Raw genomic sequence first — 25,030 nt, 5'->3', positions numbered from 1 at the left:
CTGATTTTCATGCTCTTCGCTGTATCCGCATAACACTTAGATAAACGCAATCTTTCAGATTTACAGCGTGTACGGAGCTCGATATGAAAGCCACGGTTGTACGATGACATGTGACGTTGCATGTGTCCTATCTAACAAAATAAAAAGTGATGCCATGAACTTGAACGAGCACATCAACGCCCATCGCGTTGGCCAAGCGGTAGGCAATTATCGCTGGACCATCTGCGCGATGCTGTTCTTTGCCACCACCGTCAACTACCTCGACCGCCAGGTGCTCAGCCTGCTGGCGCCGCAGTTGTCGACGCAATTTGGCTGGAGCAACACCGATTACGCGAACATCGCGGCGGTGTTTCAGTTTGTCTATGCGATTTCCATGCTGTTCGCCGGGCGGTTTGTCGACAAGATCGGCACCAAGGCGGCTTACGTAATGGCGATTGCCATCTGGTCCACCGGCGCCATCATGCATGCGTTCGCGGTGCCGATGGGCGAGGGGATCGCGGCCGTGAGCGCTGCGATTGGCCTGGCGGTGATTCCGGTATCGATCGCGGGCTTTATGCTCTCCCGTGCGGTGCTGGCGATCTGTGTGCCGCTGATCGCCGGGATGTGGGGCTGGGAAGCAGCGTTCATGGTCATCGGCATGCTCAGGCGTCGTCAAGTTAGCGAAAAAGATGCAGCTAATCGGCCGTGTGAACAGCATCGTCCACGAGCCCAACGCGCACGGCGCGCCGAAAAGGCGGCCATCGCGGGAGAAAGATTGGTGCGCCGGCATCGCGCTCGATTGCCCCGTAATGATTGTGCTGCGCTGACGCGTGAACACGCCAGTGATGGGGTGAGTCCTGTTGGGGGCGGTGCCGGCCCGCCCCGAACGGTCAGGTTTCAGTTGATCCGGGGATGCTGCTGCACAAGGTTGTTGCGCTTGGCTTCCAGCTCGGCAATTTCGGCATCGATGTCTTCGATTTTCTGCTCGATATTGTCGTGGTGTTCCTGCAGCAGTTCCTTGGCCTCTTCCATGTCCGAAGCGGCCGGAGCGGCGCCGCGCAGGGGCTTGTTGGCGGTTTCCTTCATGGTCAGGCCGGTGACCAGGCCGACCACGGCGAACACCATCAGGTAGTAGGCGGGCATGTACAGGTCGTTGGTGCTTTCCACCAACCAGGCCACTGCGGTCGGGGTCACGCCGGCGATCAGCACCGAGACGTTGAACGCACTGGCCAGGGCGCTGTAGCGCAGGTGCGTGGGAAACATCGCCGGCAGGGTCGATGCCATCACACCGATAAAGAAGTTGAGCACGATGGCCAGGATGAGCAGGCCGCTGAAGATCAGGCCGATCTTGCCGCTGGTAATCAGCATGAACGCGGGGATCGACAGGAAGAGCAGGCCGATGCTGCCCGCGATGATGAAGGGTCTGCGGCCGATCTTATCGCTGATAAAACCAATGAACGGCTGCACGAACAGCATGCCGACCATGATCGCGATGATGATCAGCACGCCGCTGTTTTCTTTGTAATGCAGGTTATGCGACAGGTAGCTCGGCATGTACGTGAGCAGCATGTAATAGGTCACGTTGGTGGCCGCGACGATACCGATGCAGGTCAGCAGGCTGCGCCAGTGCTGGGTGGCGACTTCCTTGAACGACACTTTTGGGCCGTGGGTCAGGCCTTCGCGGTCGCCTTGTTCGAGTTTGTCCATGTGCTGTTGGAACGCCGGCGTTTCTTCCAGCGCATTGCGCAGGTACAGGCCGATAATGCCCAGGGGCAGGGCCAGGAAGAACGGCAGGCGCCAGCCCCATGCTTCGAAGTCCGCTTCGCCCAATACGCTGGAAATCAGTACGACCACACCGGCGCCGAGCACGAAGCCGGCGATGGAGCCGAAGTCCAGCCAACTGCCGAGAAACCCGCGCTTGCGGTCCGGGGCGTATTCGGCGACGAAGATCGAGGCGCCGGTGTATTCACCGCCCACCGAGAAGCCTTGGGCCATCTTGCACAGCAACAGCAGGATTGGCGCCCAGATGCCGATCGAGGCATAGCCGGGAATCAAGCCGATGGCGAAGGTGCTCAGGGACATGATCACGATGGTCGCGGCCAGGACTTTTTGCCGCCCGTATTTGTCGCCCAGCGAGCCAAAGAACAGGCCGCCCAGGGGACGGATCAGGAAGGGGACCGAGAAGGTGGCCAGTGCGGCGATCATTTGTGTGCTGGGAGAGGCGTCGGGGAAGAACACCTTGCCAAGCACATAGGCGACAAACCCGTATACGCCGAAGTCGAACCATTCCATGGCGTTGCCCAATGCAGCGGCGGTGATCGCCTTGCGCACCTTGGCGTCGTCGACGATGGTGATGTCTTTCAACCCGATGGGTTTGAGGCTTTTCTTACGTAATTTCATGCGGACCACTCTGAAACTGAACTGGGGTGGTGCCATCGCTACGATGGCACCGCTCTGTCAGTTGAGATACAAGCGGACACCAAATAATTCACCACTATTTGCGTTTTTGTGCCGATGAGTTGAACTTCATGAGTTCCCAAGGGAGTCAACCCCATGCCTGTCATCGCTTCCCGCCTGATCTATCGCCAACCGCAACCTGAAGACGTGCAGCGATTGTTCGCGATCTTCGGCGACCCGCAGACCAACCTGTTCAATCCCGCCGGCCCCATGACCTGTCTTGCAGACGCGCAACGCCTGCTGAACCGCTGGCGCGAACACTGGGCCGCCCAGGGCTACGGCTGGCGGGCCATTGCCCTGCGGGACGCGCCGCAGCACGTCATCGGCTTTGGGGGAGTTGCGCCCCTGCATTACCTGACGCAGCAGCGCATCAACCTGGGCTATCGCTTTGCCGTCGAGGCCTGGGGGCAGGGCTACGCCACCGAGCTGGGCCGCGATGCGCTGGCGCAGGCATTCGACACCCTTGATTTGCCTGAAGTGTTCGGGTTGGTGCGGCCTGATCACAGGATGTCGATTCGGGTCCTTGAAAAGATTGGCATGCAACGCTGGGGCGTGCTCGACGATGTCCCCGGTGAGGCCCCGAGCGTGGTGTTTCGGGCTTGTCATCCTATAACTTGATTTTGATGGTCATCGTTGTGTCCGCATAAAACCAAGATAAACGCCATTCTTTCAGATTGACAGCGTGTGGGGAGCCCGATATAAAAGTCGCAGTTGTACGACGACATATGACGTTACATGTGTCCTATCTAACAAAAATAAAAAGTGATGCCATGAACTTGAACGAGCCCATCAACGCCCATCGCGTTGGCCAAGCGGTAGGCAACTATCGCTGGACCATCTGCGCGATGCTGTTCTTTGCCACCACCGTCAACTACCTCGACCGCCAGGTGCTCAGCCTGCTGGCGCCGCAGTTGTCGACGCAATTTGGCTGGAGCAACACCGATTACGCGAACATCGCGGCGGTGTTTCAGTTTGTCTATGCGATTTCCATGCTGTTCGCCGGGCGATTTGTCGACAAGATCGGCACCAAGGCGGCTTACGTCATGGCGATTGCCATCTGGTCCACCGGCGCCATCATGCATGCGTTCGCGGTGCCGATGGGCGAGGGGATCGCAGCCCTGAGCGCTGCGATTGGCCTGGCGGTGATTCCGGTATCGATTGCGGGCTTTATGCTGTCCCGCGCGGTGCTGGCGATCGGTGAGGCGGGCAACTTCCCGATTGCGATCAAGGCCACCGCCGAGTATTTCCCCAAGAAAGAACGCTCGCTGGCGACCGGCATTTTCAACTCGGGCGCCAACGTCGGCGCGATCCTGGCGCCGATCTGTGTGCCGCTGATCGCCGGGATGTGGGGCTGGGAAGCGGCGTTCATGGTCATCGGCATGCTCGGCTTTGTCTGGGTCGCGGTGTGGGCTGCGGTGTATGAGAAACCCGATCAGCAAAAACGCCTGTCGGCCGAAGAGCTGGCCTACATCCGCAGTGACCAGACTGCACAGCCGTTCACCGCGCAGGCTGCAGGCGCGGCGTCGAAAAAAGTCTCGTGGTTCAAGCTGCTGACCTATCGCCAGACGTGGGCCTTTGCCTTCGGCAAGTTCATGACTGACGGCGTGTGGTGGTTTTTCCTGTTCTGGCTGCCGACTTACCTGTCGGCGCAATACGGCATGAAAGGCGCCGATATCGTCATGCCGCTGGCGGTGCTGTACAGCATGACCATGGTTGGCAGCATCGGCGGCGGCTGGTTCCCCAGCTACTTCATGGCGCGTGGTGATGCGCCTTACGACGGCCGGATGAAAGCCATGTTGGTCATCGCGCTGTTCCCACTGGTGGTACTGCTGGCGCAACCGTTGGGCTACATCAGCTTCTGGGTGCCGGTGTTGCTGATCGGCGTGGGCGCGTCGGCGCACCAGGCGTGGTCGTGCAATATCTTCACCACCGTGTCCGACATGTTCCCGCAGAAAACCGTGGCCTCGGTGGTCGGCATCGGCGGCATGGCCGGCGGCCTGGGCGGGGTGGTGATGACCAAGGTCGGCGGCTGGGTGTTTGACTACTACAAGTCCATCGGCGATATCCATACCGGCTACATGATCATGTTCGCGATCTGTGCGCTGGCGTATCTGGTGGCCTGGAGCGTGATGAAGACGCTCGTGCCGCGCCACAAGGAAATCACCGATCTGTAAACCGGGCGGGGCTCGAATCGTCCGCGCCCCGCACTACAGCGCACGCGCCCAGGTCTGGCTGACCAGTGGCTGGCCAAAACTGAGGGTGGGCTCTTCCTCAATCAGCTCAAAACCGGCTTTCTGGTAGAGCTTGCGCGCGTCGGTCAGTGCACTCATGGTCCACAGCATCATGCGCGTGTACCCGGCATTTCGGGCAAAGCGCAGGCATTCATCCACCAGGCGCCGGCCGATGCCCAGGCCCCGCGCACTCGCGTCGACGTAGAGCATGCGCAGTTGGGCGGTGCTGTCGTCATGGCGCACCACGAACACCGACCCCACCACCGCGCCCTCTTTCTCTGCGATCCAGCAGCGCTCACAGGTCGGGTCGAACCCGCGCAGGTACTTGGCGACAATCTCCGCCACCAGCGCTTCGAACGCCCAGTTCCATTGGTATTCACGCGCATACAGTGCCGATTGCTGCTGCACCACCAGGCCCATGTCGCCGGGTAGCGGGTCGCGCAACAGGTAGCTCGGGGCGGTGCCTTGCAGCAACGCTTGAATGCGCTGCATGGCTGCGGTCAATTGCTGTTGTTGCGGCTCGGGCAAGGCACTCAATAAGGCAATGACTTCTTGCTGGGTTTGCTGTTCCAGCGGGGCCAGGACGGACCGGCCCAGGTCACGGAGGTGCAGTTGCACCGCACGCGCATCGGTGATCGAGCGGACTTTCTGGATCAAACCCTTCTTCTCCAATCCGCTGATCAGCCGGCTCAAGTAACCCGCATCCAGACTAAGCATCTGGCAGAGGTCGGTGCTGGTCAGGTCGCCGCGTGAGGACAGTTCGTACATCACGCGGATTTCGGTGAGGGAGAAGTCGCTGTGCAGCAGGTGTTCCTGCAGCACGCCGATCTGCTGCGTATAGAAACGGTTGAAGCCGCGCACGGTACCGGCGCGCTGAACAAGCAGGGGAGTGGACATGGTGCGCGCTCTGATGGTTGCCTTTAGCAAGTATATAATTGCCTTAGGCAACCATGTCAATGCGTTTAATTCAGCCGATCACCAGCCTCATCAGCGCCAGTCCTGCCGTGCCGAGGTGCCCCTAGCGCAGGGTTTGGCCAGGCAAATCGAAGGTTTCGGGTAATGCAATTGCATCACGCGCGATGGTCATCGATGAACCTCCCGTCAGGTGTCGAGCGTTGCGCCCGTCAGGATGATACGAACGGCCATGATCACGCCGCCCAGCACACCCCTGCCATCGTGGCCTACTTGTTGCGCGTGACGCGCCATACGGCGTTGGCCAAGTCGTCCGCGATGATCAGCGCACCTTTTCGGGCCACAGTCACACCTACCGGACGCCCGCGCGTCTTCTTATTATCGCGCGGCGCCCACTGGATTCGGGGGCGTGATGACTTCGCATAGGAAAGGAATCCGGGAACTGTAAGAAAGTTCACGGTTGTTCGTGTCCAGATGTTTTTAAAGCCCTTGGGGTTTTAGGCCTATCGAGGCAGTCGAACGGGTTGAAAGATGGCATGCTTCGTGGCCCGAGAACAGGAACCGTGCCATGCCTATGAGTACCGAACGTCCCCTTGGCGTCGACGCGCAGGGATTCATCCAGGCTGCCCCCAGCGGCCCGGTGCAGCTCGAGTTTCAGGCGGTGTTGGCCGATGTCTGCGCGACCCTGTCCGCGCCGGCGTGGGCTCTGGATGGTGTTTATCTATACGGCAGTGTGGCCCGAGGTGATGCCTGCCCCGGCGTCTCTGACCTGGACCTCACCCTGGTGCTAAGCGAGCCCCCTGCAGCCGCTGTGTTGACGCGACTGGAGGCGCTGCGGTGCGCCCTGGAGCAACGGCATCCGCAGGTCATTAAGATCGACTTCGACATCGGCTACCGCACTGAAGTACTGGCGCCTGAACACCTCAACCGCTGGGGATACTGGCTCAAGCATCATTGCCGCTGTGTGTGGGGCAACGACCTGACTCAGCACTTCGAGCGGTTCCGGCCGTCGCGTGCAATTGCCTTGGCCGTCAATGGCGACTTCAAGCAGGTGCTCAGCGACTACCACTCGCGTATCGCCCAGGCCGGCACTGACTCAGAGCGACTGCCCTTGCAGCGCGAGGCCGCACGTAAACTGATCCGGGCCACGCAGATATTACGTGCGCAAGAGGCGCTGATGTGGCCCCAAACACTGGAAGAGCACGTCGCAATGTTCATTCAGCAATACCCGGCGATGCGGATCACGATTGCCTTCTTCCTGTTCGAGGCACGAAACCCCAGCGCCGAGCGCGAGGCCTTTTCCACGCGCCTGCTGACGTTTGTGACCTGGATGGTCGCCTGCCAGGCTAGCGACGCGGCCTCGTAACCGGCACGACGGCGGCTGTCGCGGCTCAATAGACATCCCGCAAATAACGCTTCTGCTCACTCATCCGCCGCCAGTAATCGACGGCGCTCTCGACGCCCAGCCCGCCGTGACGATGCGCAACCTGGCGCAAGGCCTGGTCGACATCCTTGGCCATGTGGCTGGCATCGCCGCAGATGTACAACTGCGCGCCTTCCTGCAGCCAGCGCCACAGCTCGGCGCCGTGTTCGCGGATGCGATCCTGCACGTAGATTTTCTGCGCCTGGTCGCGGGAAAACGCCAGGCTCAGGTGGGTGAGCAAGCCATCGCGCTGCATGCCCTGCAGTTCATCCTGGTAGTAAAAATCGCTCGCCGCGTGTTGTTCACCGAAAAACAGCCAATTGCGGCCCTGATGCCCCTGGGCCCGGCGCTCCTGCAAAAACGCGCGGAAGGGCGCCACGCCGGTGCCGGGGCCGATCATGATGATCGGTACGTCGCCATCGGCAGGCGGGCGGAAGTGTTTGGAGGGCTGCACGAACACCGGTACTTCGCCGTTGTCGGCGCGGTCGGCGAGGAAGGTTGACGACACGCCTTTGCGCTTGCCGTAGCGCACGGCTGCCACGGTGAGGTGGACTTCCCGCGGGTGCGCCTTGGCGCTGGATGCAATCGAATACAAGCGCGGTTGCAGGCGCTTGAGCGTGCCGAGCAGTTCGTCCGCCGCGCAGTCGATGGGGTATTCGTGCAGCACGTCCGCCAGTTGCCGGCCCCACAGCCAGTCCTTCAGTTCGGTTTTGCGCTCAGGTTCGAGCAGGTGTTTCAGGCCCGGCTTGGCGCTGCGCTCGGCGATGAAGGCCAGGGTCTCGCTGTTGGGCCGGGCAATTTCAAAGTGCTCGGTCAGGGCCTGGTGCAGCGGAACGTCGCCGAGCTTGTCGATATTTACGCAGGTACTGGAACCCAAGCGGGTCAGATCAAGCAACTCGCTGACCAGTTCAGGGCAGTTGCGCGGCATCACCGCCAAGGCATCGCCGGCTTCGTAGGTCAGCCCGGAGTCCGCCAGGCCCAGGGAGAATTGACGGGTTTCCTTGTGGCGGCTTTGCGGGTTCAGGTGCCGGTTGAGCAGCAGTTGTGAGGCATGCGGCTTGGGTTTGCCGGTGGGCGTGGCGAGGACTACGGGCGTTGCCGGGTTGAGGGTGTGCAGGAACTGCGTGAACCAGGCATCGGCGCGTGCTTCGAATTCGGTATCGCAGTCGACGCGCTCGAGCAGGCGGGTGGCGCCCAACTCCAGCAGGCGCCGGTCGAGTTGTTTGCCGTGCTGGCAGAACTGCTCGTAGTTGGGATCACCCAACGCGAGTACCGCGAAGCGCAGCGACTCCAGAGGGGTCTCGGCGTGGGTCAGGCCGTGCCAGAAACCTTCGCCGTTGTCCGGCGGGTCGCCGTCGCCGAAGGTGCTGCTGATCAGCGCGAGGTTTTGCGTGTGCGCCAGTTTGCTCGCGGGGAAGTCCGCCATCGCGCTCAGCTCCACCGCGATGCCGCTGGCGCGTAGGCGCTGGGCAAAACGCTCGGCCAAGGCTTCGGCGTTGCCGGTTTGCGAGGCCCATAACAAGGTGACGGCCGGCGTATCAGGGGCGGGCGCGGCTGCCACGGCGCTGGCCTCGGTGCGGCTGAACAAGCCGCCCAGCAGGCCATCCAGCCACAGTCGGGCGTCCTTGGCCATGGGCGCATTCGCCGGCAGCGTCGGGACGCCACCGGCCGGGTGCGCGGTGCTGGATTGCAGGCCACTGAGAAAACCGGCGAGGTAGGTGCGCTCATTGTCGCTCAATGACGGCGACGGCAGGTTGCGGATGCCGATCAGGTCGGCGAAGGCGTCGAGGCGCGACATGGCGAGCTCCTCTGGTAAGGGGGACACGGGGTGGGCGGCCGGTGCCGCTACGTCGAGGAACTGGTGCTCGATCAGTTCGACCCGTTGCAGGGCCACCGCACAGAACTTGAACGCGGGCTGCAGCGAAATCGGGTCGACCGCGTCATGGGTCACGGCGTTGATCGCCAGGTTGTCGCCAAACACATCGTTCCAGTGAAACGGCGCAAAACAGCTGCCCGCACGCACGCGGTCGCTGACCACCGCGGGCAGTACGGCGCGGCCGCGCCGTGAGCGTATCTCGACCGGATCGTTATGTTTGATGCCCAGGCTGGCGGCGTCGTCAGGGTGGATTTCGACGAAGGGGCCGGGGTTGAGTTTGTTCAGCGTGGCGACCTTGCCGGTTTTGGTCAGGGTGTGCCATTGGTGTTGCAAGCGGCCGGTGTTGAGCACGAACGGGAACGCCTCATCCGGCATTTCTGCCGGCGACAGGTGCGGGCGCGGGAAAAACCGGGCTTTGCCGTGTTCGGTGGCAAAAACGATCGCGGGTTGGCGGCCGTCGGCATGGGTCTTGAGGGCTTGGCTGATGCCGTTATTCAGGTAGCGGATCGGGTTGCGCGCTGCGGCCTCGTTCGATGCGCACGGCCATTGCAGGGGGTGTTCGCGCAGGCGTGCATAGCTGGCGCCGCGAATATCGTAGCCGGTGGCGGGGTTCCAGGCGCGCTTGATCTCTTCGAACACCTCGTCGGCGGACGCATACGTGAAGGCGTCGGCGAAGCCCATTTCGCACGCGACCCGGGCGATGATCTGCCAGTCGGCCAGCGCCTCGCCCGGTGGTTCCACGGCTTTTTGCATCAGGGTCAGGTTGCGCTCGGAGTTGATCATCACCCCTTCGGCTTCGGCCCACAGGGCGCCGGGCAAGAGGATGTCGGCGTAGCGATTGGTCTCGGTATCGAGGAACGCATCCTGGGTGATCACCAGTTCGGCGGTTTGCAGCGCCTTGATCACGGTTTGGCGATTGGGCACGCTGGCCACCGGGTTGGTGCAGATGATCCAGCAGGCTTTGATCTGCCCGGCCGCCATCTGCTCGAACATGGCGACGGTGCCACTGCCCGCCTGGCGCGGCAGGCTGTCGGCGGGCTGGTTCCACAGCGCCTCGATAAAGGCGCGGTCGGCGTCGACCAGCACTGAGCGCTGCCCCGGTAGGCCGGGGCCCATGTAGCCCATCTCACGACCGCCCATGGCGTTGGGTTGCCCGGTCAGGGAGAACGGCCCGCTGCCGGGTCGGCAGATCGCGCCGGTGGCCAGGTGCAGGTTGCACAGCGCGTTGGTGTTCCAGGTGCCGTGGGTGCTTTGGTTGAGGCCCATGGTCCAGCAGCTCATCCACTCGGCGGCCTGGCCGATCCAGTCGGCGGCTTGGCGGATGTCGGCTTCGGCCAGGCCGGTCAGTTCGGCGACCCGGTGCGGCGGGTAGTCCTCCAGAAAGCCGGGCATGGCCTCCCAGCCTTCGGTGAAGGCGGCGATAAAGGCCGGGTCGGTGTGCCCGTTTTTCACCAGCAGGTGCAGCAAGCCGTTGAGCAACGCCAGGTCGGTGCCCGGTTTGATCGACAGGAACAGGTTGGCCTTGTCGGCCGTTGCACTGCGCCGTGGGTCGACCACGATCAGTTTGGCGCCGGCCTTGACCCGGTCCATCATGCGCAGGAACAGGATCGGGTGACAGTCGGCCATGTTGGCGCCGATCACGAAGAACAGGTCTGCGCGGTCGAAGTCTTCATACGAGCCGGGCGGCCCGTCGGCACCGAGGGAGAGTTTGTAGCCGCTGCCGGCGCTGGCCATGCACAGGCGCGAGTTGGACTCAATGTTGGCGGTGCGCACAAAACCCTTGGCCAGCTTGTTGATCAGGTACTGGGCTTCCAGCGACATCTGCCCGGACACGTAGAACGCCAGCGCATCCGGGCCATCGCGGTCGAGGATGGCGCGCAAACGGCCGGCGGTCTCGCAGATGGCCTTGTCCATGGCGATACGCACCGGATCGTGATCACGCGCCTGGCGCAGGTAGGCGTTTTCCATGCGGCCAGACTCGGCGATGGCTTGCCCGCAGGTGGTGCCTTTGGTGCAGAGCCGGCCGGCGTTGGTGGGGTGGGCCTTGTCGCCGATCACCTTGACCACGCGGTTGTGCTCGACGTGCATGACGATGCCGCAGCCCACGCCACAATAAGGACACACGCTGCGTACACGTTGGTTTGCCATGGGTAATCCTCGGATCTTTTCTGCCCGCCCATAAAAAAAGCGCCCTGTAACCCTCCGTTGGAAACGGGGATCACACGGCGCCTTTGTCGTGAGTGGGCAGTCAGCGTTGACTGCTTGGTTGGTGTGTTCCTAGCAAGTCACGCGCCAGGTTTTTCACACGCCGCTGTGACGGGCTTGGTTGCGGCCTGTGCGCCCGCGCTACACGGGAAAATGCACTTTTATGACGCCAGCGCGCACCAGTTGGAGGCACAACACGCGGTGTCTGGCAGGGTTGAGCGGCACTTGCCGCCGTTGCGGCGGGCATGACGGCGGATTGGCACAGAGCCTGCAAGCTCAGGAACAATCCCACCTCGGTCAACGACGATCGACAGGCCGTACAGGTCATGGGCACCAGCGGTAGAACCGGCGAAGACGTCCGGATCGACCCCGCATAAGAACAGGCAAAGACGCCTGGAACCGCAAGGTTTCAGGCGTTTTTTTTTGCTTTTTTCAAACCGTGATGAGCGTTGTCGGGTGCTTGATATGAACTCCAGTCTGAAACAGATGAAAACCCTGATCGTCGTCGGCAATGGCATGGTCGGCCATCATTGTGTGGCGCAACTGATCGAGCGCGGCGCCCTGGATCACTACCGGCTGCATGTGTTCAGCGAGGAGCCGATGCGTGCCTATGACCGCGTGCATCTGTCCGAATACTTCACCGGCCGTGATGCCGAGTCGCTGGCGTTGTCGCACGTCTCGCTGTACCAGACGCCGGGCGTGACCCTGCACCTGGGGGTGCCGGTGCTGGAAATCGACCGCGCCCGCCGTGAGGTGATCACCGCCGCAGGCAGCGTGGTGTATGACACGTTGGTGCTGGCGACGGGCTCTTATCCGTTTGTGCCGCCGATCGACGGCGCGCAAGGCGATTCGCGGCTGGTCTATCGCACCCTGGAAGACCTCGATGCCATCCGCGCCGCCGCCGCGAATGCCCGGCGTGGGGTGGTGGTCGGCGGTGGCCTGCTGGGCCTGGAAGCCGCCAATGCCCTGAAAAGCCTGGGCCTTGAAGCCCATGTGGTGGAATTCGCGCCGCGCCTGATGCCGGTGCAACTGGATGACTTCGGCGGGCTGGCGCTCAAGGCGCAGATCGAGCGGCTGGGCGTGGGCGTGCATTTGTCCCGCGCCACTCAATCGATCAGCGCGGGCGAGCAGTACCGTTACCGCATGAATTTTGCCAATGACGAATTCCTTGAAACCGACCTGATCGTGTTTTCCGCCGGTATCCGCGCCCAAGACGCACTGGCCCGCCAGGCCGGCCTGGAGATTGGCCCGCGCGGCGGTGTGGTGATCAATGATGAGTGCTTGAGCTGCGACCCGAACATCTACGCGATTGGCGAATGTGCGTCTTGGAACGGCAGCCTGTTCGGCCTGGTCGCGCCGGGTTACCAGATGGCCCGAGGGGTTGCCGCCCTGTTGTGCGGGCAGACCGCCGAGCCCTTTGTCGGCGCGGACATGTCGACCAAACTCAAACTGCTGGGGGTGGACGTAGGTTCCATTGGCGACGCCCATGCACACACGCCCGGTGCGCGCAGCTACCAGTTCATCGACGAGGCCAGCGCCAGCTACCGGCGCCTGGTGGTGGACGCCAGCGGCAAACAGGTGATCGGCGCGGTGCTGGTCGGCGACAACAGCTACTACGACACGTTGCTGCAGTACATGCAGAACGGCATCGCGTTGCCGGCCGAACCGGCCAGCCTGATCTTGCCGTCGTCCGCCGGCGCACCGACCCTCGGCCCTGGCGCCTTGCCAGAGTCGGCCACCGTCTGCTCCTGCCATAACGTCACCAAAGGCTCGATTTGCGCGGCCATCGACAGCGGCTGCGCCGACCTTGGCTTGCTCAAGGCGCAGACCAAGGCCTGCACCGGTTGCGGCGGTTGCGCCGGGTTGCTCAAGCAGGTGTTCGAGCATGAACTGGTCGCCCGTGGCGTCAGCGTCGACAAGAGCCTGTGCGAACACTTCGCCTATACCCGCCAGGCGTTGTATGCCCTTGTGCGCGTGGAAGGGGTGATCACCTTCGAAGAATTGCTGGCCAAACATGGCCGTGGCCACACCGGTTGCGATGTGTGCAAACCGGCGGTGGGCTCGATCCTCGCGTCATGCTGGAACCAGCCGATCATGGACGCCTCGCTGGTGCCGTTGCAGGACACCAACGACACGTTCATGGCCAATATGCAGAAGAACGGCACCTACTCGGTGGTGCCGCGTATTCCCGGCGGCGAAATCACTGCGGAAAAACTCATCGCCATCGGCGTGGTCGCGCAGAAATACGAGCTCTACACCAAGATCACCGGCGGCCAGCGCATCGACCTGTTTGGCGCGCAACTGCATGAGTTGCCGGACATCTGGGCCGAGCTGATCGACGCCGGGTTTGAAACCGGGCATGCCTACGGCAAATCCACGCGCACAGTGAAGTCGTGCGTCGGCAGCACCTGGTGCCGCTACGGTGTGCAGGACAGCGTGAAAATGGCGCTGCTCATCGAGGACCGCTACAAAGGCCTGCGTTCGCCGCACAAACTCAAGTTTGCGGTATCCGGCTGTACCCGCGAATGCGCTGAGGCGCAAAGCAAAGACGTCGGCGTGATCGCCACCGAGAAGGGCTGGAACCTCTACATCGCCGGTAACGGCGGCATGCGCCCACGCCATGCCGAGCTGTTCGCGACCGACCTGGATGACGCCACGCTGATCCGCTACATCGACCGCTTTCTGATGTTCTACATCCGCACCGCCGACAAATTGCAGCGCACCTCGGTGTGGCGCGAAAGCCTGGAAGGTGGCCTGGATTTCCTCAAGGACGTGATCCTCGACGACAGCCTGGGCCTGGGCGCCGAGCTCGAAGCGCAAATGCAGCTGGTGGTCGACCGTTACGAATGCGAGTGGGCCAACGCCCTCAAAGACCCGGAAAAACTCAAACGCTTCCGCACCTTCGTCAACGACAAACGCCCGGACCCGGACATCCATTTTGTCCACGAACGCGGCCAGCGCCGGCCAATCATGGCCGCCGAACTCAACCTGATTCCCGTCATCGAGGAGCTTGCCTGATGAGCCAGTCCAACACCCAGCGAAACCTTGCCACCTGGAAAAGCGTGTGCAGCGAAAGCGACCTGGTGAGCAATTCCGGCGTGGTGGTGTGGTACGACGGCGCGCAAGTCGCGCTGTTTTACCTGCCGGACGCACCGGACCAGACGCTCTATGCTATCGACAACCACGACCCGGAATCCGGCGCAAACGTGATCGGTCGCGGGCTGGTCGGCAGTATCAAAGGCGACCTGGTGGTGGCCGCGCCGATCTACAAACAGCATTATCGCCTGGCGGACGGCCAATGCCTGGAGGCACCGCACCAGCGCTTGCGGGTGTGGCCGGTGCGGTTGAATGCGGGGGTGGTGGAGTTGGGGGTGAGTTGAGGCGAGGCGGGCTGAAGGCGCCCATCCTCCAGTTGCCTGTGGCATTTGGAAGGTGGGTGCGCGCGCATTCCCCGTCAGCGGTTGAAGCGTTCAACCAGTGCGTATTGGGTGGCCGCGGTGTGGGTCAGTTCTTTGCTCAGGTCAGTGGATTGATGGGCCTGGACCGACGTCTGGTCGGCCAGTTCGGCGATGGTGGTGATGTTGCGGCTGATCTCTTCGGCCACCGCGCTTTGTTCTTCGGTGGCGGCAGCGATCTGGGTGGTCATCTCGGTGATGTGGGACACCGCTTCGCTGATGCCGACCAGCGCCTGGTCCGCCTCAAGCACCCGGGCCACGCCTTCCTGCGCCTGGCGCTGGCCGTGCTCCATGCTTTGCACGGCGTTGTTGGACGACGCCTGGAGCTTGGTGATCAAACCATGGATCTGGGTGGTGGAGTGCGTGGTGCGTTGTGCCAATTGGCGCACCTCGTCGGCGACGACGGCAAAGCCGCGGCCCATGTCGCCGGCACGCGCCGCTTCAATGGCGGCGTTGAGGGCCAGCAGGTTGGTCTGGTCGGCGATGCCTTTGATTACGTCAACCACAGAGCCGATTTCGTCGCTGTCCCGGGCCAATTGCGCCACGGTGATACCGGTCTCGCCGACCATGGCGGAGAGGCGCTCGATGGCTTCGCGGGTATCGCGGGCTACCTCGCGGCCGCGCCCGGTCAGCACGTTGGCTTGCTGGGTGGCGTCGGCGGTGCGCTGCACATGGCTGGCGACTTCCTGGGTGGTCGCGGCCATTTGGTTGACGGCGGCCGAGACCTGCTCGGTTTCGACGCGTTGACGGTCAAGGCCGGTCGAGCTGGCCGTGGCCAGTCGGTTGGATTGTCCAGCCAGCGCGCTGAGTTGCTCGGCACTGTCCTGCAGGCGGGTTAGGCAGGTCTTCAGGCGGGCGTTCTGGCTAAGGAAGGCGGTTTCCAGGCGGGCCTGGGGGCCGCGTTCATCGCTGTACATCTGCGCAATCAGCGCGTCCGAGGTCGACGGTTCGACGCCCGCCAGCAAGCGCAACGTCGCGCGCTGACGCAACTGCGCGCCGATCATGCCCACGGGCACCGCAACGGCTACCGCCACCGCCATGGCCAGCGGCGCGCTGAGGAACAGCCCGCCGACGGCGCCGGCAAGCCCGGTGGCCACATAGGGCACGCTGTCGAACAACGTCGACAGCCAACCATCCCGGCGTGAAACCGCCGATTTGCCTTGGCTGATACGGCGGTACAGTGCCTGGGCACGTCGGATCTCATCAGCGCTCGGCTTGACCCTGACCGACTCGAAGCCCACCACCCGGCTGCCTTCGAAGATCGGCGTGACGTAAGCGTTGACCCAATAATGATCGCCGTTTTTCGAGCGATTCTTGACGATGCCCATCCACGGCTGGCCTTGCTTGAGCGCGCGCCACATATGGGCAAATACGGCAGGAGGGACATCGGGATGGCGCACGATATTCTGCGGGGCGCCGATCAGGTCGGTGCGTTCAAAACCGCTGATATCGACAAAAGCATCGTTGCAGTAAGTGATCTTCCCTTCAACATCGGTTGCGGAAATGAGCTTCTGCGAAGGCGCGAGGGTAATCTCGCGCTGTGTCACTGGCTGGTTGTTGCGCATTCGACTACTCCCTGAATTGCTTGTAGGACATCGGCAACCATTCAAATAAGTTGAAGACCGATTGTCTGGCAATTCAAAACAGCGACATTGCACCGGTCTAAATCCTGTATTCAGCCCTGTCAGTCGGCAGCCGAAACGCGAAAGCACAAGACTTCAAACGCAAATGCCGGATAATGGCGGCCAATTTGAAGTTCGCTATTTTGGTAATCCCGCATGGAAATTAAGGTTAACTTTCTCGACAATCTTCGACTTGAAGCCAAGTTCGATGACTTCACGGTGATCGCCGATCAACCGATTCGCTATAAAGGCGATGGGTCGGCGCCGGGGCCATTCGATTACTTCCTGGCTTCGTCGGCATTGTGTGCGGCGTACTTTGTGAAGCTGTACTGCCAGACGCGCAATATCCCCACGGAAAACATCCGGCTGTCGCAGAACAACATTGTCGATCCAGAAAATCGCTACAACCAGATTTTCAAGATCCAGGTGGAACTGCCTGCGGATATCTCCGACAAGGATCGCCAAGGCATCCTGCGCTCCATCGACCGTTGCACCGTGAAGAAAGTGGTGCAGGCCGGGCCTGAGTTCGTGATCGAAGAGGTGGAAAACCTCGACGCCGATGCCCAGGCGCTGTTGATGCCCAACGCCACTTCTGAGGCCGGCACCTACATCGTGGGCAAGGACCTGCCGCTGGAGCAGACCATCGCCAACATGTCCGGCATCCTGGCCGGCCTGGGCATGAAGATCGAGATCGCCTCGTGGCGCAATATCGTGCCGAACGTGTGGTCGCTGCATATCCGTGATGCCCATTCGCCGATGTGCTTCACCAACGGCAAGGGCGCGACCAAGGAAAGCGCGCTGGCCTCGGCGTTGGGCGAGTTCATCGAGCGTCTCAACTGCAACTTCTTCTATAACGATCAGTTTTGGGGCGAAGAACTGGCCAACGCGCCGTTCGTGCATTACCCGGACGAGCGCTGGTTTCAGCCTGGGCCCAAGGATGAGCTGCCGACGGAAATCCTCGATGCTTATTGCCTGAAAATCTACAACCGCGATGGCGAGTTGCGCGGCTCGCACCTGTTCGACACCAACTCTGGCAATGAAGAGCGCGGGATTGTCGCGCTGCCGTTTGTGCGCCAGTCGGACGGCGAGGTGGTGTATTTCCCGTCCAACCTGATCGAAAACCTGTACCTGAGCAACGGCATGAGCGCCGGCAACACCCTGGCCGAAGCCCAGGTGCAGTGCCTGTCGGAGATCTTCGAGCGGGCGGTCAAGCGCGAAATCATCGAAGGCGAATTCGCCCTGCCGGATGTGCCGACTGAAGTATTGGCCAAGTACCCGGGTATTCTGGCCGGTATCCAGGGGCTGGAAGCCCAGGGCTTCCCGGTGCTGGTCAAGGATGCCTCGCTGGGTGGTGAATTCCCGGTGATGTGCGTGACCTTGATGAACCCGCGTACCGGTGGTGTGTTTGCTTCGTTTGGCGCGCACCCGAGCCTGGAAGTGGCGCTGGAACGCAGCCTCACTGAACTGCTGCAAGGCCGCAGTTTCGAAGGCCTCAACGACCTGCCGCAGCCGACCTTCGAAGGCCACGCGGTGACCGAACCGAATAACTTCGTCGAGCACTTTATCGACTCCAGCGGTGTGGTCTCGTGGCGCTTCTTCAGTGCCGAATCGGATTACGAATTCGTCGAGTGGGACTTCTCCGGCCAGGGCGAAAACTCCAACGCCGAAGAAGCCGCGACACTGTTCGGCATTCTCGAAAACATGGGCAAGGAATCGTACATGGCGGTGTATGAGCACCTGGGCGCCACCGCCTGCCGCATCCTGGTGCCGGACTACTCGGAAATCTATCCGGTGGACGACCTGATCTGGGACAACACCAACAAAGCCCTGTTTTTCCGCGCCGATATCCTCAACCTGCATCGCCTGGATGACGCTGAACTCAAGGCGCTGGCCGAACGCCTGGTGGAAAGCGAACTGGACGATTACACCGACATCGCCACCTTGATCGGCATCGAGTTCGACGACAACACCGCCTGGGGCCAACTGACCATCCTGGAATTGAAGCTGCTGATCTACCTCGCCCTGCAACAATATGAGGACGCGAAGGAAGCGGTGGAAATGTTCCTGCAGTACAACGACAACACCGTTGAGCGCGGCCTGTTCTATCAGGCGGTGAACGCGGTGCTGGAGATGGAACTGGATGAAGACCTGGAACTGGCGGACTACGAGGCCAACTTCCGGCGGATGTTTGGTCACGAGCGGATGGATGCGGTGATCGGTTCGGTCAATGGCAGCGTGCGCTTTTATGGGCTGACGCCGACCAGCATGAAGCTGGAAGGGCTGGATCGGCATCTGCGCTTGATCGAGAGCTACAAGAAGCTGCATAGCGCGCGGGCCAACGTCACGTCAGCCTGACCCACCGCTATCGGGGGCAAGCCCCCTCCCACATTAGGATGTCATTGGCGGACTACGAGGCGTCTCCAAAAACCAGGGCGAGCATCACGTCAGTCTGACGCCGTATCCAGTGTGGGAGGGGCGGTGCGACGATTCGACTTGCCCCCGATAGCAATCTGTCAGTCGCTGAATCAGGAGACTGACCCACCGCTATGAGGAGCAAGCCGCCCCTCCCTCATTAGATATATGCCAAGGCTTGCGCCAGGTCTGCGCGCAAGTCCTCCACATCTTCAACCCCCACCGACAACCGCACCAACCCATCGCCGATGCCCAACTGCGCCCGCGTCGCCGCCGGGATGCTGGCATGGGTCATGATCGCCGGGTGTTCGATCAGGCTTTCCACGCCGCCGAGGCTTTCGGCCAGGGCGAAGAGCTTGACGTGCTCCAGGAAACGCCTGGCGCCGGCCAGGTCGCAGTTCAATGCGACTGAAATCATCCCGCCAAACCCGTGCATCTGCCGACGTGCCAGGACGTGTTGGGGGTGGGAGACCAGGCCCGGGTAGTACACCCGCGCCACTTGCGGTTGGTGTTCGAGCCAGGTCGCGAGGTCCAGCGCATTGCTGCAATGGCGCTCCATGCGCAGGGCCAGGGTTTTCACGCCGCGCAGGGTCAGGAAGGCGTCGAACGGCCCGGCGATGGCGCCGACCGAGTTCTGCAGGAAGCCCAGGCGCTCGGCCAGTTCGGGGTTGTCGCCGACAATCGCGATACCACCGATCACGTCGGAGTGGCCATTGAGGTATTTGGTCGTGGAATGCACCACGATGTCGCAGCCCAGCTCCAGCGGACGCTGAATCCACGGGCTGGCGAAGGTGTTGTCCGCCACGCAGAGGATGCCGCGGGCGCGGCAGATGCGGGCGATGGCGCTGAGGTCGGTCAGGCTCAGCAGTGGGTTGCTGGGCGTCTCGACCCAGACCATGCGCGTGTCGTCCTGCAACGCCGCTTCAAACGCCTGCACATCGCTCAAGTCGACAAAACTGAAACGGTGCCCGGCGCTGCGCTGGCGTACCTTGTGGAACAGGCGGAAGGTGCCGCCATACAGATCGTTGCCGGAGACCACATGGCTGCCGGCATCCAGCAACTCCAGCACGCTGGAAATCGCCGCCAGCCCCGAGGCAAAGGCAAACGCCTGGCGGCCGCCTTCCAGGTCGGCTACGCAGCGCTCCAGGGCGAACCGAGTGGGGTTGTGGGAACGGCCATAGTCGAAGCCCTTGTGTACGCCGGGGCTGTCTTGCAGGTAGGTGGAGTTCGCATAAATCGGCGGCATCAGCGCGCCGGTGGTCGGGTCGGGTGCTTGCCCGGCGTGGATCACGCGGGTGGCAAACGCGTTTTTATCGGGCTGACTCATGCAAGGGATCTCCGTAGGTGATTGAGCAGGTCGACACGGGTGATCAGGCCATGGAAGCCCGACGCGTCGGCGATGATGGCGACCAGGCCGCGATCCAGCTCCGCCTGCAACTCGGCGAGGCTGGCGCTGGGGGCGAGGGTGTGCAGGGTCTCGGTCATGGCGCTGGCGACGATCATGGAAAAGTCCGCAGCGTCGTGGTGCAGGCCCAGCAGGATGTCGGACTCGTCAATCACCCCCACCAGTGCCTGGCCGTTCACCAGCACCGGCAGTTGCGAAACATCGGCCAGGCGCATGCGCTGGAAGGCGGTGAGCAGGGTGTCGTCGGGGCTGACGCTGATCACGCGGCCGTCTTCGAAGCGCCGCGCGATCACGTCACGCAGGTCGCCGTAGTGCTTGTAGTGCAGCAAGCCCGCATCGTTCATCCACTGGTCGTTGTAGACCTTCGACAGGTAACGCGTGCCGGTGTCGCAGACGAAGCTGACCACTCGCTTGGGCGTGGTCTGTGCGCGGCAATAGCGCAAGGCTGCGGCGAGCAGGGTGCCGGTGGACGAGCCGCCGAGAATGCCTTCGGCCTTGAGCAACTGGCGGGCGTGGTCGAAGCTCTCTTCATCGCTGATGGAATAGGCCTGGCGCACGCTGGACAGGTCGGCAATCGAGGGGATGAAATCTTCGCCGATCCCTTCAACCGCCCAGGACCCCGGGGTGACCAGGGTGCCGCTGCGGCTGAATTCGGCCATCACCGAACCGACCGGGTCCGCCAGCACCATTTCCAACGCCGGCTGCACCCGCTTGAAGAACCGCGTCAGCCCGGTGAGCGTGCCGGCCGAACCGACGCCCACCACAATCGCATCGAGGTCGTGCTGGGTTTGCGCCCAGATTTCCGGGGCGGTGCTGGTTTCGTGGGCGAGTGGGTTGGCCGGGTTATTGAACTGGTCGGCGAAGAACGAGCCCGGCATGTCCTTGGCCAGGCGCGCCGCCACGTCCTGGTAGTACTCGGGGTGGCCCTTGCCGACATCGGAGCGGGTGATATGCACTTCGGCGCCCAAGGCCTTGAGGTGCAGCACCTTTTCGGTGGACATCTTGTCGGGCACCACCAGCACCACCCGGTAGCCTTTCGCTCGGCCCACCAGCGCCAGGCCCAGCCCGGTGTTGCCGGCGGTGGCTTCGACAATCGTGCCGCCGGCGCGCAGGCGGCCGTCGCGTTCGGCGGCGTCGATCATCGCCAGGCCGATGCGATCCTTGATCGAGCCGCCGGGGTTTTGCGATTCGAGTTTGAGAAACAGCGTGCAGGGGCCGGTATCGAAGCGGCTGATCCGCACGAGCGGGGTGTTGCCGATCAGTTCAAGCACGGCGGGGCGGGCAAGCGTGGGCATGTCGTCACCTGGGTGTAGGGTGGGGGGACAGCAAACGGCAGAGCATGGCTTGGACCATAGGCTGCTATCGCACGGGTCGCAACCGGGCGGTCGGCCGGCTGTCTTTTTTTGGCGCATGGGCGAATAGGCGGTGCGCCATCCGTGGGCAGTCTTACCGCGCGGCCTGGGCGCGAACCCGCGTAGTCGTTGGGCGTGCGCCGCTGGCCTGGGGTTTGCTAGAAACAAATCCAAACTTGGATACAAGATGGAGTCTCTTATGCAGACCGTTATCGGCTGGACCCTCGGCGAATGGCATGACGCCTATCGCAGCGGGACGCTCACCCCGGACATCGTGCTGACCCTGGCCGCGCAATACGCCGCTGACGACAACGCCTGGATCGTCCGTGCGCGCCCTGAACAACTGACGGCGCAGTTGGCGCAATTGAGCGAGCGGCTGGCGGCGCTCGGTGGCGACATCGCCAAGCTGCCGTTGTACGGCGTGCCGTTTGCGATCAAGGACAACATCGACGCGGCCGGCTGGGAGACCACGGCGGCGTGTCCGGAATTTGCCTACGCCCCGGCGTCGGATGCGAGCGTCGTCGCCAGGCTGCGTGCGGCCGGTGCGATTCTGATGGGCAAGACCAACCTCGATCAGTTCGCCACCGGCCTGGTGGGCACCCGCTCGCCCTATGGCGCGGTGGCCAACAGCTTCAATCCTGCGTATGTCAGCGGCGGTTCCAGCTCTGGTTCCGCCTCGGTGGTCGCCCGGGGTTTGGTGGCGTTCTCCCTGGGCACCGACACCGCAGGCTCGGGTCGGGTGCCGGCGGGGTTCAACAATATCGTCGGGTTAAAACCCAGCAAAGGCCGCCTGTCCAATACCGGCCTGGTGCCCGCGTGCCGCACGGTGGATTGCATCTCGGTGTTTGCGCTCACCGTGGAGGACGCCGAATCCGTGGCGCAAGTGGCCGAAGGCTACGACGCCAGCGACGCCTATTCCCGCGCTAACCCTCATACCGCGCCAGTGGCGGTGGGCAGCGCGATCAAGCTCGCCATTCCGGCGACCCTGGAGTTCTTCGGCGATGCCCAGAACCAGGCCGTATTCGAGCAGGCTGTCGAGCGCTTCAAGGCGTTGGGTGCGCTGATCACCCCGGTGGATTTCAGCCCGTTCAAGGCCCTGGCGGACCAGTTGTATTTTGGCCCGTGGGTCGCCGAGCGCACCGTTGCCCTGCAACGCATGCTTGAACAGCAGCCGGATGCGATCAACCCGGTGGTGCGCGGCATCGTCGAAAACGGGCTTAAGTACAGCGCCTGCGATGCCTACAAAGCCGAATACCTGCGGGCCGAGCTGAGCCGGCGCATCAATGACACGCTGGCAGGGTTCGATGCCTTACTGGTGCCGACCTCGCCGACGATTCGCACCCAGGCCGAGATGGCCGTGGAGCCCGTGCGCTACAACTCGCAGTTCGGCTACTACACCAACTTCACCAACCTGGCGGACCTGTGTGCGCTGGCGCTGCCCGCCGGCTTGCGCGCCGATGGTTTGCCCTGCGGCATTACCTTGTTGGCGCCGGCCTGGCATGACACGGCACTGGCCCACTTGGGCAAGCGCTGGCAAGCGGGCCTCGGCCTGCCGCTGGGCGCCACCGCGCGCGCGTTACCCGCGTTACCCGCGCCAGCCGCGCCAGCACCCGCGCCCGGCAGCGTGCGCGTGGCGGTGGTTGGCGCGCACCTGAGCGGCATGCCGCTGAACTTTCAACTGACCACGCGCAATGCGGTGTTGGTCGAACAAACACTGACTGGCGACAGCTATCGACTGTACGCGCTGCCGGGCACCGTGCCGCCGAAACCGGGGCTGGCCAAGGCGGACAGCGGCCGCTCGATCATCATCGAGCTGTGGGATATGCCCATCGCACGCTTTGGCGAGTTCGTCGCCGAAATCCCCGCGCCCCTGGGCATCGGCACCCTGAGCCTGGCGGACGGGCGCAGCGTCAAAGGTTTTATCTGCGAGCCCTGGGCCCTGGCCGACGCCCTCGATATCACCGAATTCGGCGGCTGGCGCGCCTTTATCGCGAGCCGGGGCTAAGCATGCCGGGTTCAACGCTGAAAAAAACCAGGGAGCGCCCCGACAGCTTGGCCGAACGGATCTATGCGCAGCTCAAGGCGGATATCTTCGACTTTCGCCTGCTGCCGGGGGACCGCTTCAGCGAAGGCGAAGTGGCCGAGCGCATGAACGTCAGCCGTACCCCGGTGCGTCAGGCGCTCTATCGTCTTGAGAAGGAAGGCTATCTGGAGGTGTACTTTCGCAGTGGCTGGCAGGTGAAACCGTTCGACTTCAGCTACTTCGAAGAGCTGTATGACGTGCGGATCATTCTGGAACTGGCGGCGGTCAGCCACTTATGCCGGATGGATGCGCCGAGCCATCCGCTGTTGCAAGGGTTGCAAGCGATCTGGCAGGTGGAGGAGGGCGAACGCCAGCAGGACACCCAGGTGGTGTCCGAGCTGGACGAGCGCTTTCACTGCGCCCTGGTAGAGGCCACCGGCAACCGCGAAATGGCGCGCATGCACTACGCCATTACGGAAAAAATCCGCATCATCCGTCGGCTCGACTTTACCCAGGCATCGCGGATCGCTGCGACCTACGAAGAGCACGGGCAGATACTCGACGCGATCCTGCAACGGTGCGGTGAGCAGGCGCAGCAGCTGCTCACGCGGCATATCGAACTGAGCAAGCAGCAGGTGCGCAAGATCACGTTGCACCGGTTGCAGGTGGCGCGGGGCACTCAGTCAGCCGGCTTCACAGCAACGCTTGCAGACGGCTGACGGTGGCGTCGCCGGCCCGCTGCATCGGCGCGCGCAATTCACTCCCGATCAATCCCTGCAGGGCCAACGCCGCCTTAACCGGTGCCGGGTTAGGCTCCATAAACAGCGTATTGATCAGCGCCAGCAACTGAAAAAACGTCTGCCGCGCCTCGCTCAACTGGTTATCCCGCACCTGCTGCCACAGCGCCACGAACTGCTCGGTGTGTACATGTGCCGACGCCGCGATCGCCCCACTGGCGCCAAGGCACAACGCGTTAAAGATCTGGATATCCTCGCCACACAGCACATCCACCGTACCACTGGCCAACAGCGCCAGGGTATTGCCCAGGTTGCCGCCACAGTCCTTGACCGCGACGATGCGCGGATGGGCGACGATGTTCAGCAGGGTGGCCTGTTCGAAGGTCGCGCCGGTGCGATAGGGAATGTCATAGAGAATGATCGGCACACTGGAGGCGTCGGCCACCGTGCGGAAGAACGCTTCAAGGCCGCTCTGGGACGGGCGGATATAGCTGGGCGCCGGCACCAACAGTCCGGCCACCGGGCGTTTGAGGATTTCGCCTTGGAACTGCAACAGCTCAATTTGGTTATATCCCGCCAGGCCCATCACCACGCGATGCGCTGGCACCCATTGCAACACCGCATCCAGCACGGCCAGTTGTTCCTGACGGCTCAACGCCGCAGCTTCGCCCGTGGTGGTGCAGACCATGATCCCGGCCACGTGCTGTTCCAGCAGATGCTCGACCAGCCGGCGCAAGCCGATAAAGTCGATGGCGCCGTCATGAAACGGCGTGACCACGGGAACCCAGATACCTTGAAACGCTGACATGCACTTTCTCCTGATGGTTGACCGATAAAGTCACCGTCAGAAGGGCAGAGGGAATTGTGCAAGGGCAGGGTGTCCGTCGCGCTCAATGTCCTGTCAGCTCATCTGACGGGACAGCGCGCCCCGGTCACATGAG

Annotated in this window: 15 protein-coding genes and 2 pseudogenes; 9 read left to right on the top strand and 8 right to left on the bottom strand. The window is 62.6% G+C overall.

Annotated features, from left to right (window positions below; genetic code table 11):
* Positions 1-154: 154 nt before the first annotated feature.
* Positions 155-643 (top strand): annotated as a pseudogene (locus ACP7CJ_RS21085) (MFS transporter); the annotation flags it as partial.
* 233 nt (positions 644-876) lie between these two features.
* On the opposite strand, the gene proP reads toward ACP7CJ_RS21085, so the two are convergent.
* Positions 877-2,379 carry a glycine betaine/L-proline transporter ProP gene (gene proP, locus ACP7CJ_RS21080; RefSeq protein WP_426101681.1) on the bottom strand — a complete coding sequence of 501 codons (1,503 nt, stop codon included), beginning with the start codon at positions 2,377-2,379 and terminating at the stop codon, positions 877-879.
* 153 nt (positions 2,380-2,532) lie between these two features.
* On the opposite strand from proP, the gene ACP7CJ_RS21075 reads away from it, so the two are divergent.
* Complete coding sequence (locus tag ACP7CJ_RS21075) at positions 2,533-3,054, top strand: GNAT family N-acetyltransferase (protein ID WP_426101679.1); 522 nt, start codon at positions 2,533-2,535, stop codon at positions 3,052-3,054.
* Between the two features lie 152 nt (positions 3,055-3,206).
* Positions 3,207-4,610, top strand: coding sequence for an MFS transporter (locus ACP7CJ_RS21070; RefSeq protein WP_426101677.1), 1,404 nt, complete (start codon positions 3,207-3,209; stop codon positions 4,608-4,610).
* A gap of 33 nt (positions 4,611-4,643) precedes the next feature.
* Here ACP7CJ_RS21070 and ACP7CJ_RS21065 read toward each other — a convergent pair whose 3' ends face one another.
* Entirely contained in the window at positions 4,644-5,564 is a 921-nt protein-coding gene (locus ACP7CJ_RS21065; RefSeq protein WP_426101675.1) for a bifunctional helix-turn-helix transcriptional regulator/GNAT family N-acetyltransferase, read from the bottom strand.
* A 589-nt stretch (positions 5,565-6,153) separates the two neighbouring features.
* On the opposite strand from ACP7CJ_RS21065, the gene ACP7CJ_RS21060 reads away from it, so the two are divergent.
* Entirely contained in the window at positions 6,154-6,945 is a 792-nt protein-coding gene (locus tag ACP7CJ_RS21060) for a nucleotidyltransferase domain-containing protein (protein WP_426101732.1), read from the top strand.
* Between the two features lie 25 nt (positions 6,946-6,970).
* Here the strand turns inward: ACP7CJ_RS21060 and ACP7CJ_RS21055 are convergent, their stop codons facing one another.
* Entirely contained in the window at positions 6,971-11,026 is a 4,056-nt protein-coding gene (locus tag ACP7CJ_RS21055) for a molybdopterin-dependent oxidoreductase (protein ID WP_426101673.1), read from the bottom strand.
* A gap of 522 nt (positions 11,027-11,548) precedes the next feature.
* Here ACP7CJ_RS21055 and nirB point away from each other — a divergent pair.
* Together nirB and nirD are read left to right on the top strand one after the other, a co-directional pair.
* Positions 11,549-14,101 carry a nitrite reductase large subunit NirB gene (nirB, locus tag ACP7CJ_RS21050; RefSeq protein ID WP_426101671.1) on the top strand — a complete coding sequence of 851 codons (2,553 nt, stop codon included), beginning with the start codon at positions 11,549-11,551 and terminating at the stop codon, positions 14,099-14,101.
* A complete protein-coding gene (gene nirD, locus ACP7CJ_RS21045; protein WP_426101669.1) occupies positions 14,101-14,463 on the top strand; it encodes a nitrite reductase small subunit NirD in 363 nt (120 codons plus the stop codon). Before nirB ends, nirD begins: the two co-directional genes overlap by 1 nt.
* Before the next feature lie 74 nt (positions 14,464-14,537).
* Here the strand turns inward: nirD and ACP7CJ_RS21040 are convergent, their stop codons facing one another.
* Both ACP7CJ_RS21040 and ACP7CJ_RS21035 read right to left on the bottom strand, forming a co-directional pair.
* Positions 14,538-15,578 (bottom strand): methyl-accepting chemotaxis protein, encoded by a 1,041-nt coding sequence (locus tag ACP7CJ_RS21040; RefSeq protein ID WP_426101730.1) that lies wholly within the window; start codon positions 15,576-15,578, stop codon positions 14,538-14,540.
* Between the two features lie 252 nt (positions 15,579-15,830).
* A pseudogene (locus tag ACP7CJ_RS21035) lies at positions 15,831-16,103 on the bottom strand (PAS domain-containing protein); the annotation flags it as partial.
* A 213-nt stretch (positions 16,104-16,316) separates the two neighbouring features.
* Between ACP7CJ_RS21035 and ACP7CJ_RS21030 the strand changes: the two are divergent.
* The gene (locus ACP7CJ_RS21030; protein WP_426101667.1) at positions 16,317-18,515 is read left to right on the top strand and encodes an OsmC domain/YcaO domain-containing protein; all 2,199 of its coding nucleotides are present in this window, start codon (positions 16,317-16,319) and stop codon (positions 18,513-18,515) included.
* 217 nt (positions 18,516-18,732) lie between these two features.
* Here ACP7CJ_RS21030 and ACP7CJ_RS21025 read toward each other — a convergent pair whose 3' ends face one another.
* Together ACP7CJ_RS21025 and ACP7CJ_RS21020 are read right to left on the bottom strand one after the other, a co-directional pair.
* Positions 18,733-19,899 (bottom strand): cystathionine gamma-synthase, encoded by a 1,167-nt coding sequence (locus ACP7CJ_RS21025; protein WP_276192806.1) that lies wholly within the window; start codon positions 19,897-19,899, stop codon positions 18,733-18,735.
* Positions 19,896-21,272 carry a pyridoxal-phosphate dependent enzyme gene (locus ACP7CJ_RS21020; protein WP_426101665.1) on the bottom strand — a complete coding sequence of 459 codons (1,377 nt, stop codon included), beginning with the start codon at positions 21,270-21,272 and terminating at the stop codon, positions 19,896-19,898. The genes ACP7CJ_RS21025 and ACP7CJ_RS21020 overlap by 4 nt, the downstream gene beginning before the upstream one ends.
* 256 nt (positions 21,273-21,528) lie before the next feature.
* Between ACP7CJ_RS21020 and atzF the strand changes: the two genes are divergently transcribed.
* The gene (gene atzF, locus ACP7CJ_RS21015) at positions 21,529-23,334 is read left to right on the top strand and encodes an allophanate hydrolase (protein ID WP_426101663.1); all 1,806 of its coding nucleotides are present in this window, start codon (positions 21,529-21,531) and stop codon (positions 23,332-23,334) included.
* Positions 23,335-23,336: 2 nt separating this feature from the next.
* Positions 23,337-24,071, top strand: coding sequence for a GntR family transcriptional regulator (locus tag ACP7CJ_RS21010; RefSeq protein ID WP_426101661.1), 735 nt, complete (start codon positions 23,337-23,339; stop codon positions 24,069-24,071).
* Here the strand turns inward: ACP7CJ_RS21010 and dapA are convergent.
* Positions 24,046-24,897, bottom strand: coding sequence for a 4-hydroxy-tetrahydrodipicolinate synthase (gene dapA, locus ACP7CJ_RS21005; RefSeq protein WP_426101659.1), 852 nt, complete (start codon positions 24,895-24,897; stop codon positions 24,046-24,048). The two genes, ACP7CJ_RS21010 and dapA, sit on opposite strands and share 26 nt — an antisense overlap.
* Positions 24,898-25,030 lie beyond the last annotated feature (133 nt).

Source organism: Pseudomonas sp. PSPC3-2 (genome assembly GCF_049897085.1).
In the GTDB taxonomy this organism is placed as follows: domain Bacteria; phylum Pseudomonadota; class Gammaproteobacteria; order Pseudomonadales; family Pseudomonadaceae; genus Aquipseudomonas; species Aquipseudomonas paraveronii.
This window is presented reverse-complemented; position numbering and strand designations above follow the sequence as displayed.

Coding starts and splice junctions, on each gene's coding strand:
- proP (WP_426101681.1), bottom strand. CDS start 2,379: ATGAAATTACGTAAGAAAAGCCTCAAACCCATCGGGTTGAAAGACATC.
- ACP7CJ_RS21075 (WP_426101679.1), top strand. CDS start 2,533: ATGCCTGTCATCGCTTCCCGCCTGATCTATCGCCAACCGCAACCTGAA.
- ACP7CJ_RS21070 (WP_426101677.1), top strand. CDS start 3,207: ATGAACTTGAACGAGCCCATCAACGCCCATCGCGTTGGCCAAGCGGTA.
- ACP7CJ_RS21065 (WP_426101675.1), bottom strand. CDS start 5,564: ATGTCCACTCCCCTGCTTGTTCAGCGCGCCGGTACCGTGCGCGGCTTC.
- ACP7CJ_RS21060 (WP_426101732.1), top strand. CDS start 6,154: ATGAGTACCGAACGTCCCCTTGGCGTCGACGCGCAGGGATTCATCCAG.
- ACP7CJ_RS21055 (WP_426101673.1), bottom strand. CDS start 11,026: ATGGCAAACCAACGTGTACGCAGCGTGTGTCCTTATTGTGGCGTGGGC.
- nirB (WP_426101671.1), top strand. CDS start 11,549: ATGAACTCCAGTCTGAAACAGATGAAAACCCTGATCGTCGTCGGCAAT.
- nirD (WP_426101669.1), top strand. CDS start 14,101: ATGAGCCAGTCCAACACCCAGCGAAACCTTGCCACCTGGAAAAGCGTG.
- ACP7CJ_RS21040 (WP_426101730.1), bottom strand. CDS start 15,578: ATGGCGGTGGCGGTAGCCGTTGCGGTGCCCGTGGGCATGATCGGCGCG.
- ACP7CJ_RS21030 (WP_426101667.1), top strand. CDS start 16,317: ATGGAAATTAAGGTTAACTTTCTCGACAATCTTCGACTTGAAGCCAAG.
- ACP7CJ_RS21025 (WP_276192806.1), bottom strand. CDS start 19,899: ATGAGTCAGCCCGATAAAAACGCGTTTGCCACCCGCGTGATCCACGCC.
- ACP7CJ_RS21020 (WP_426101665.1), bottom strand. CDS start 21,272: ATGCCCACGCTTGCCCGCCCCGCCGTGCTTGAACTGATCGGCAACACC.
- atzF (WP_426101663.1), top strand. CDS start 21,529: ATGCAGACCGTTATCGGCTGGACCCTCGGCGAATGGCATGACGCCTAT.
- ACP7CJ_RS21010 (WP_426101661.1), top strand. CDS start 23,337: ATGCCGGGTTCAACGCTGAAAAAAACCAGGGAGCGCCCCGACAGCTTG.
- dapA (WP_426101659.1), bottom strand. CDS start 24,897: ATGTCAGCGTTTCAAGGTATCTGGGTTCCCGTGGTCACGCCGTTTCAT.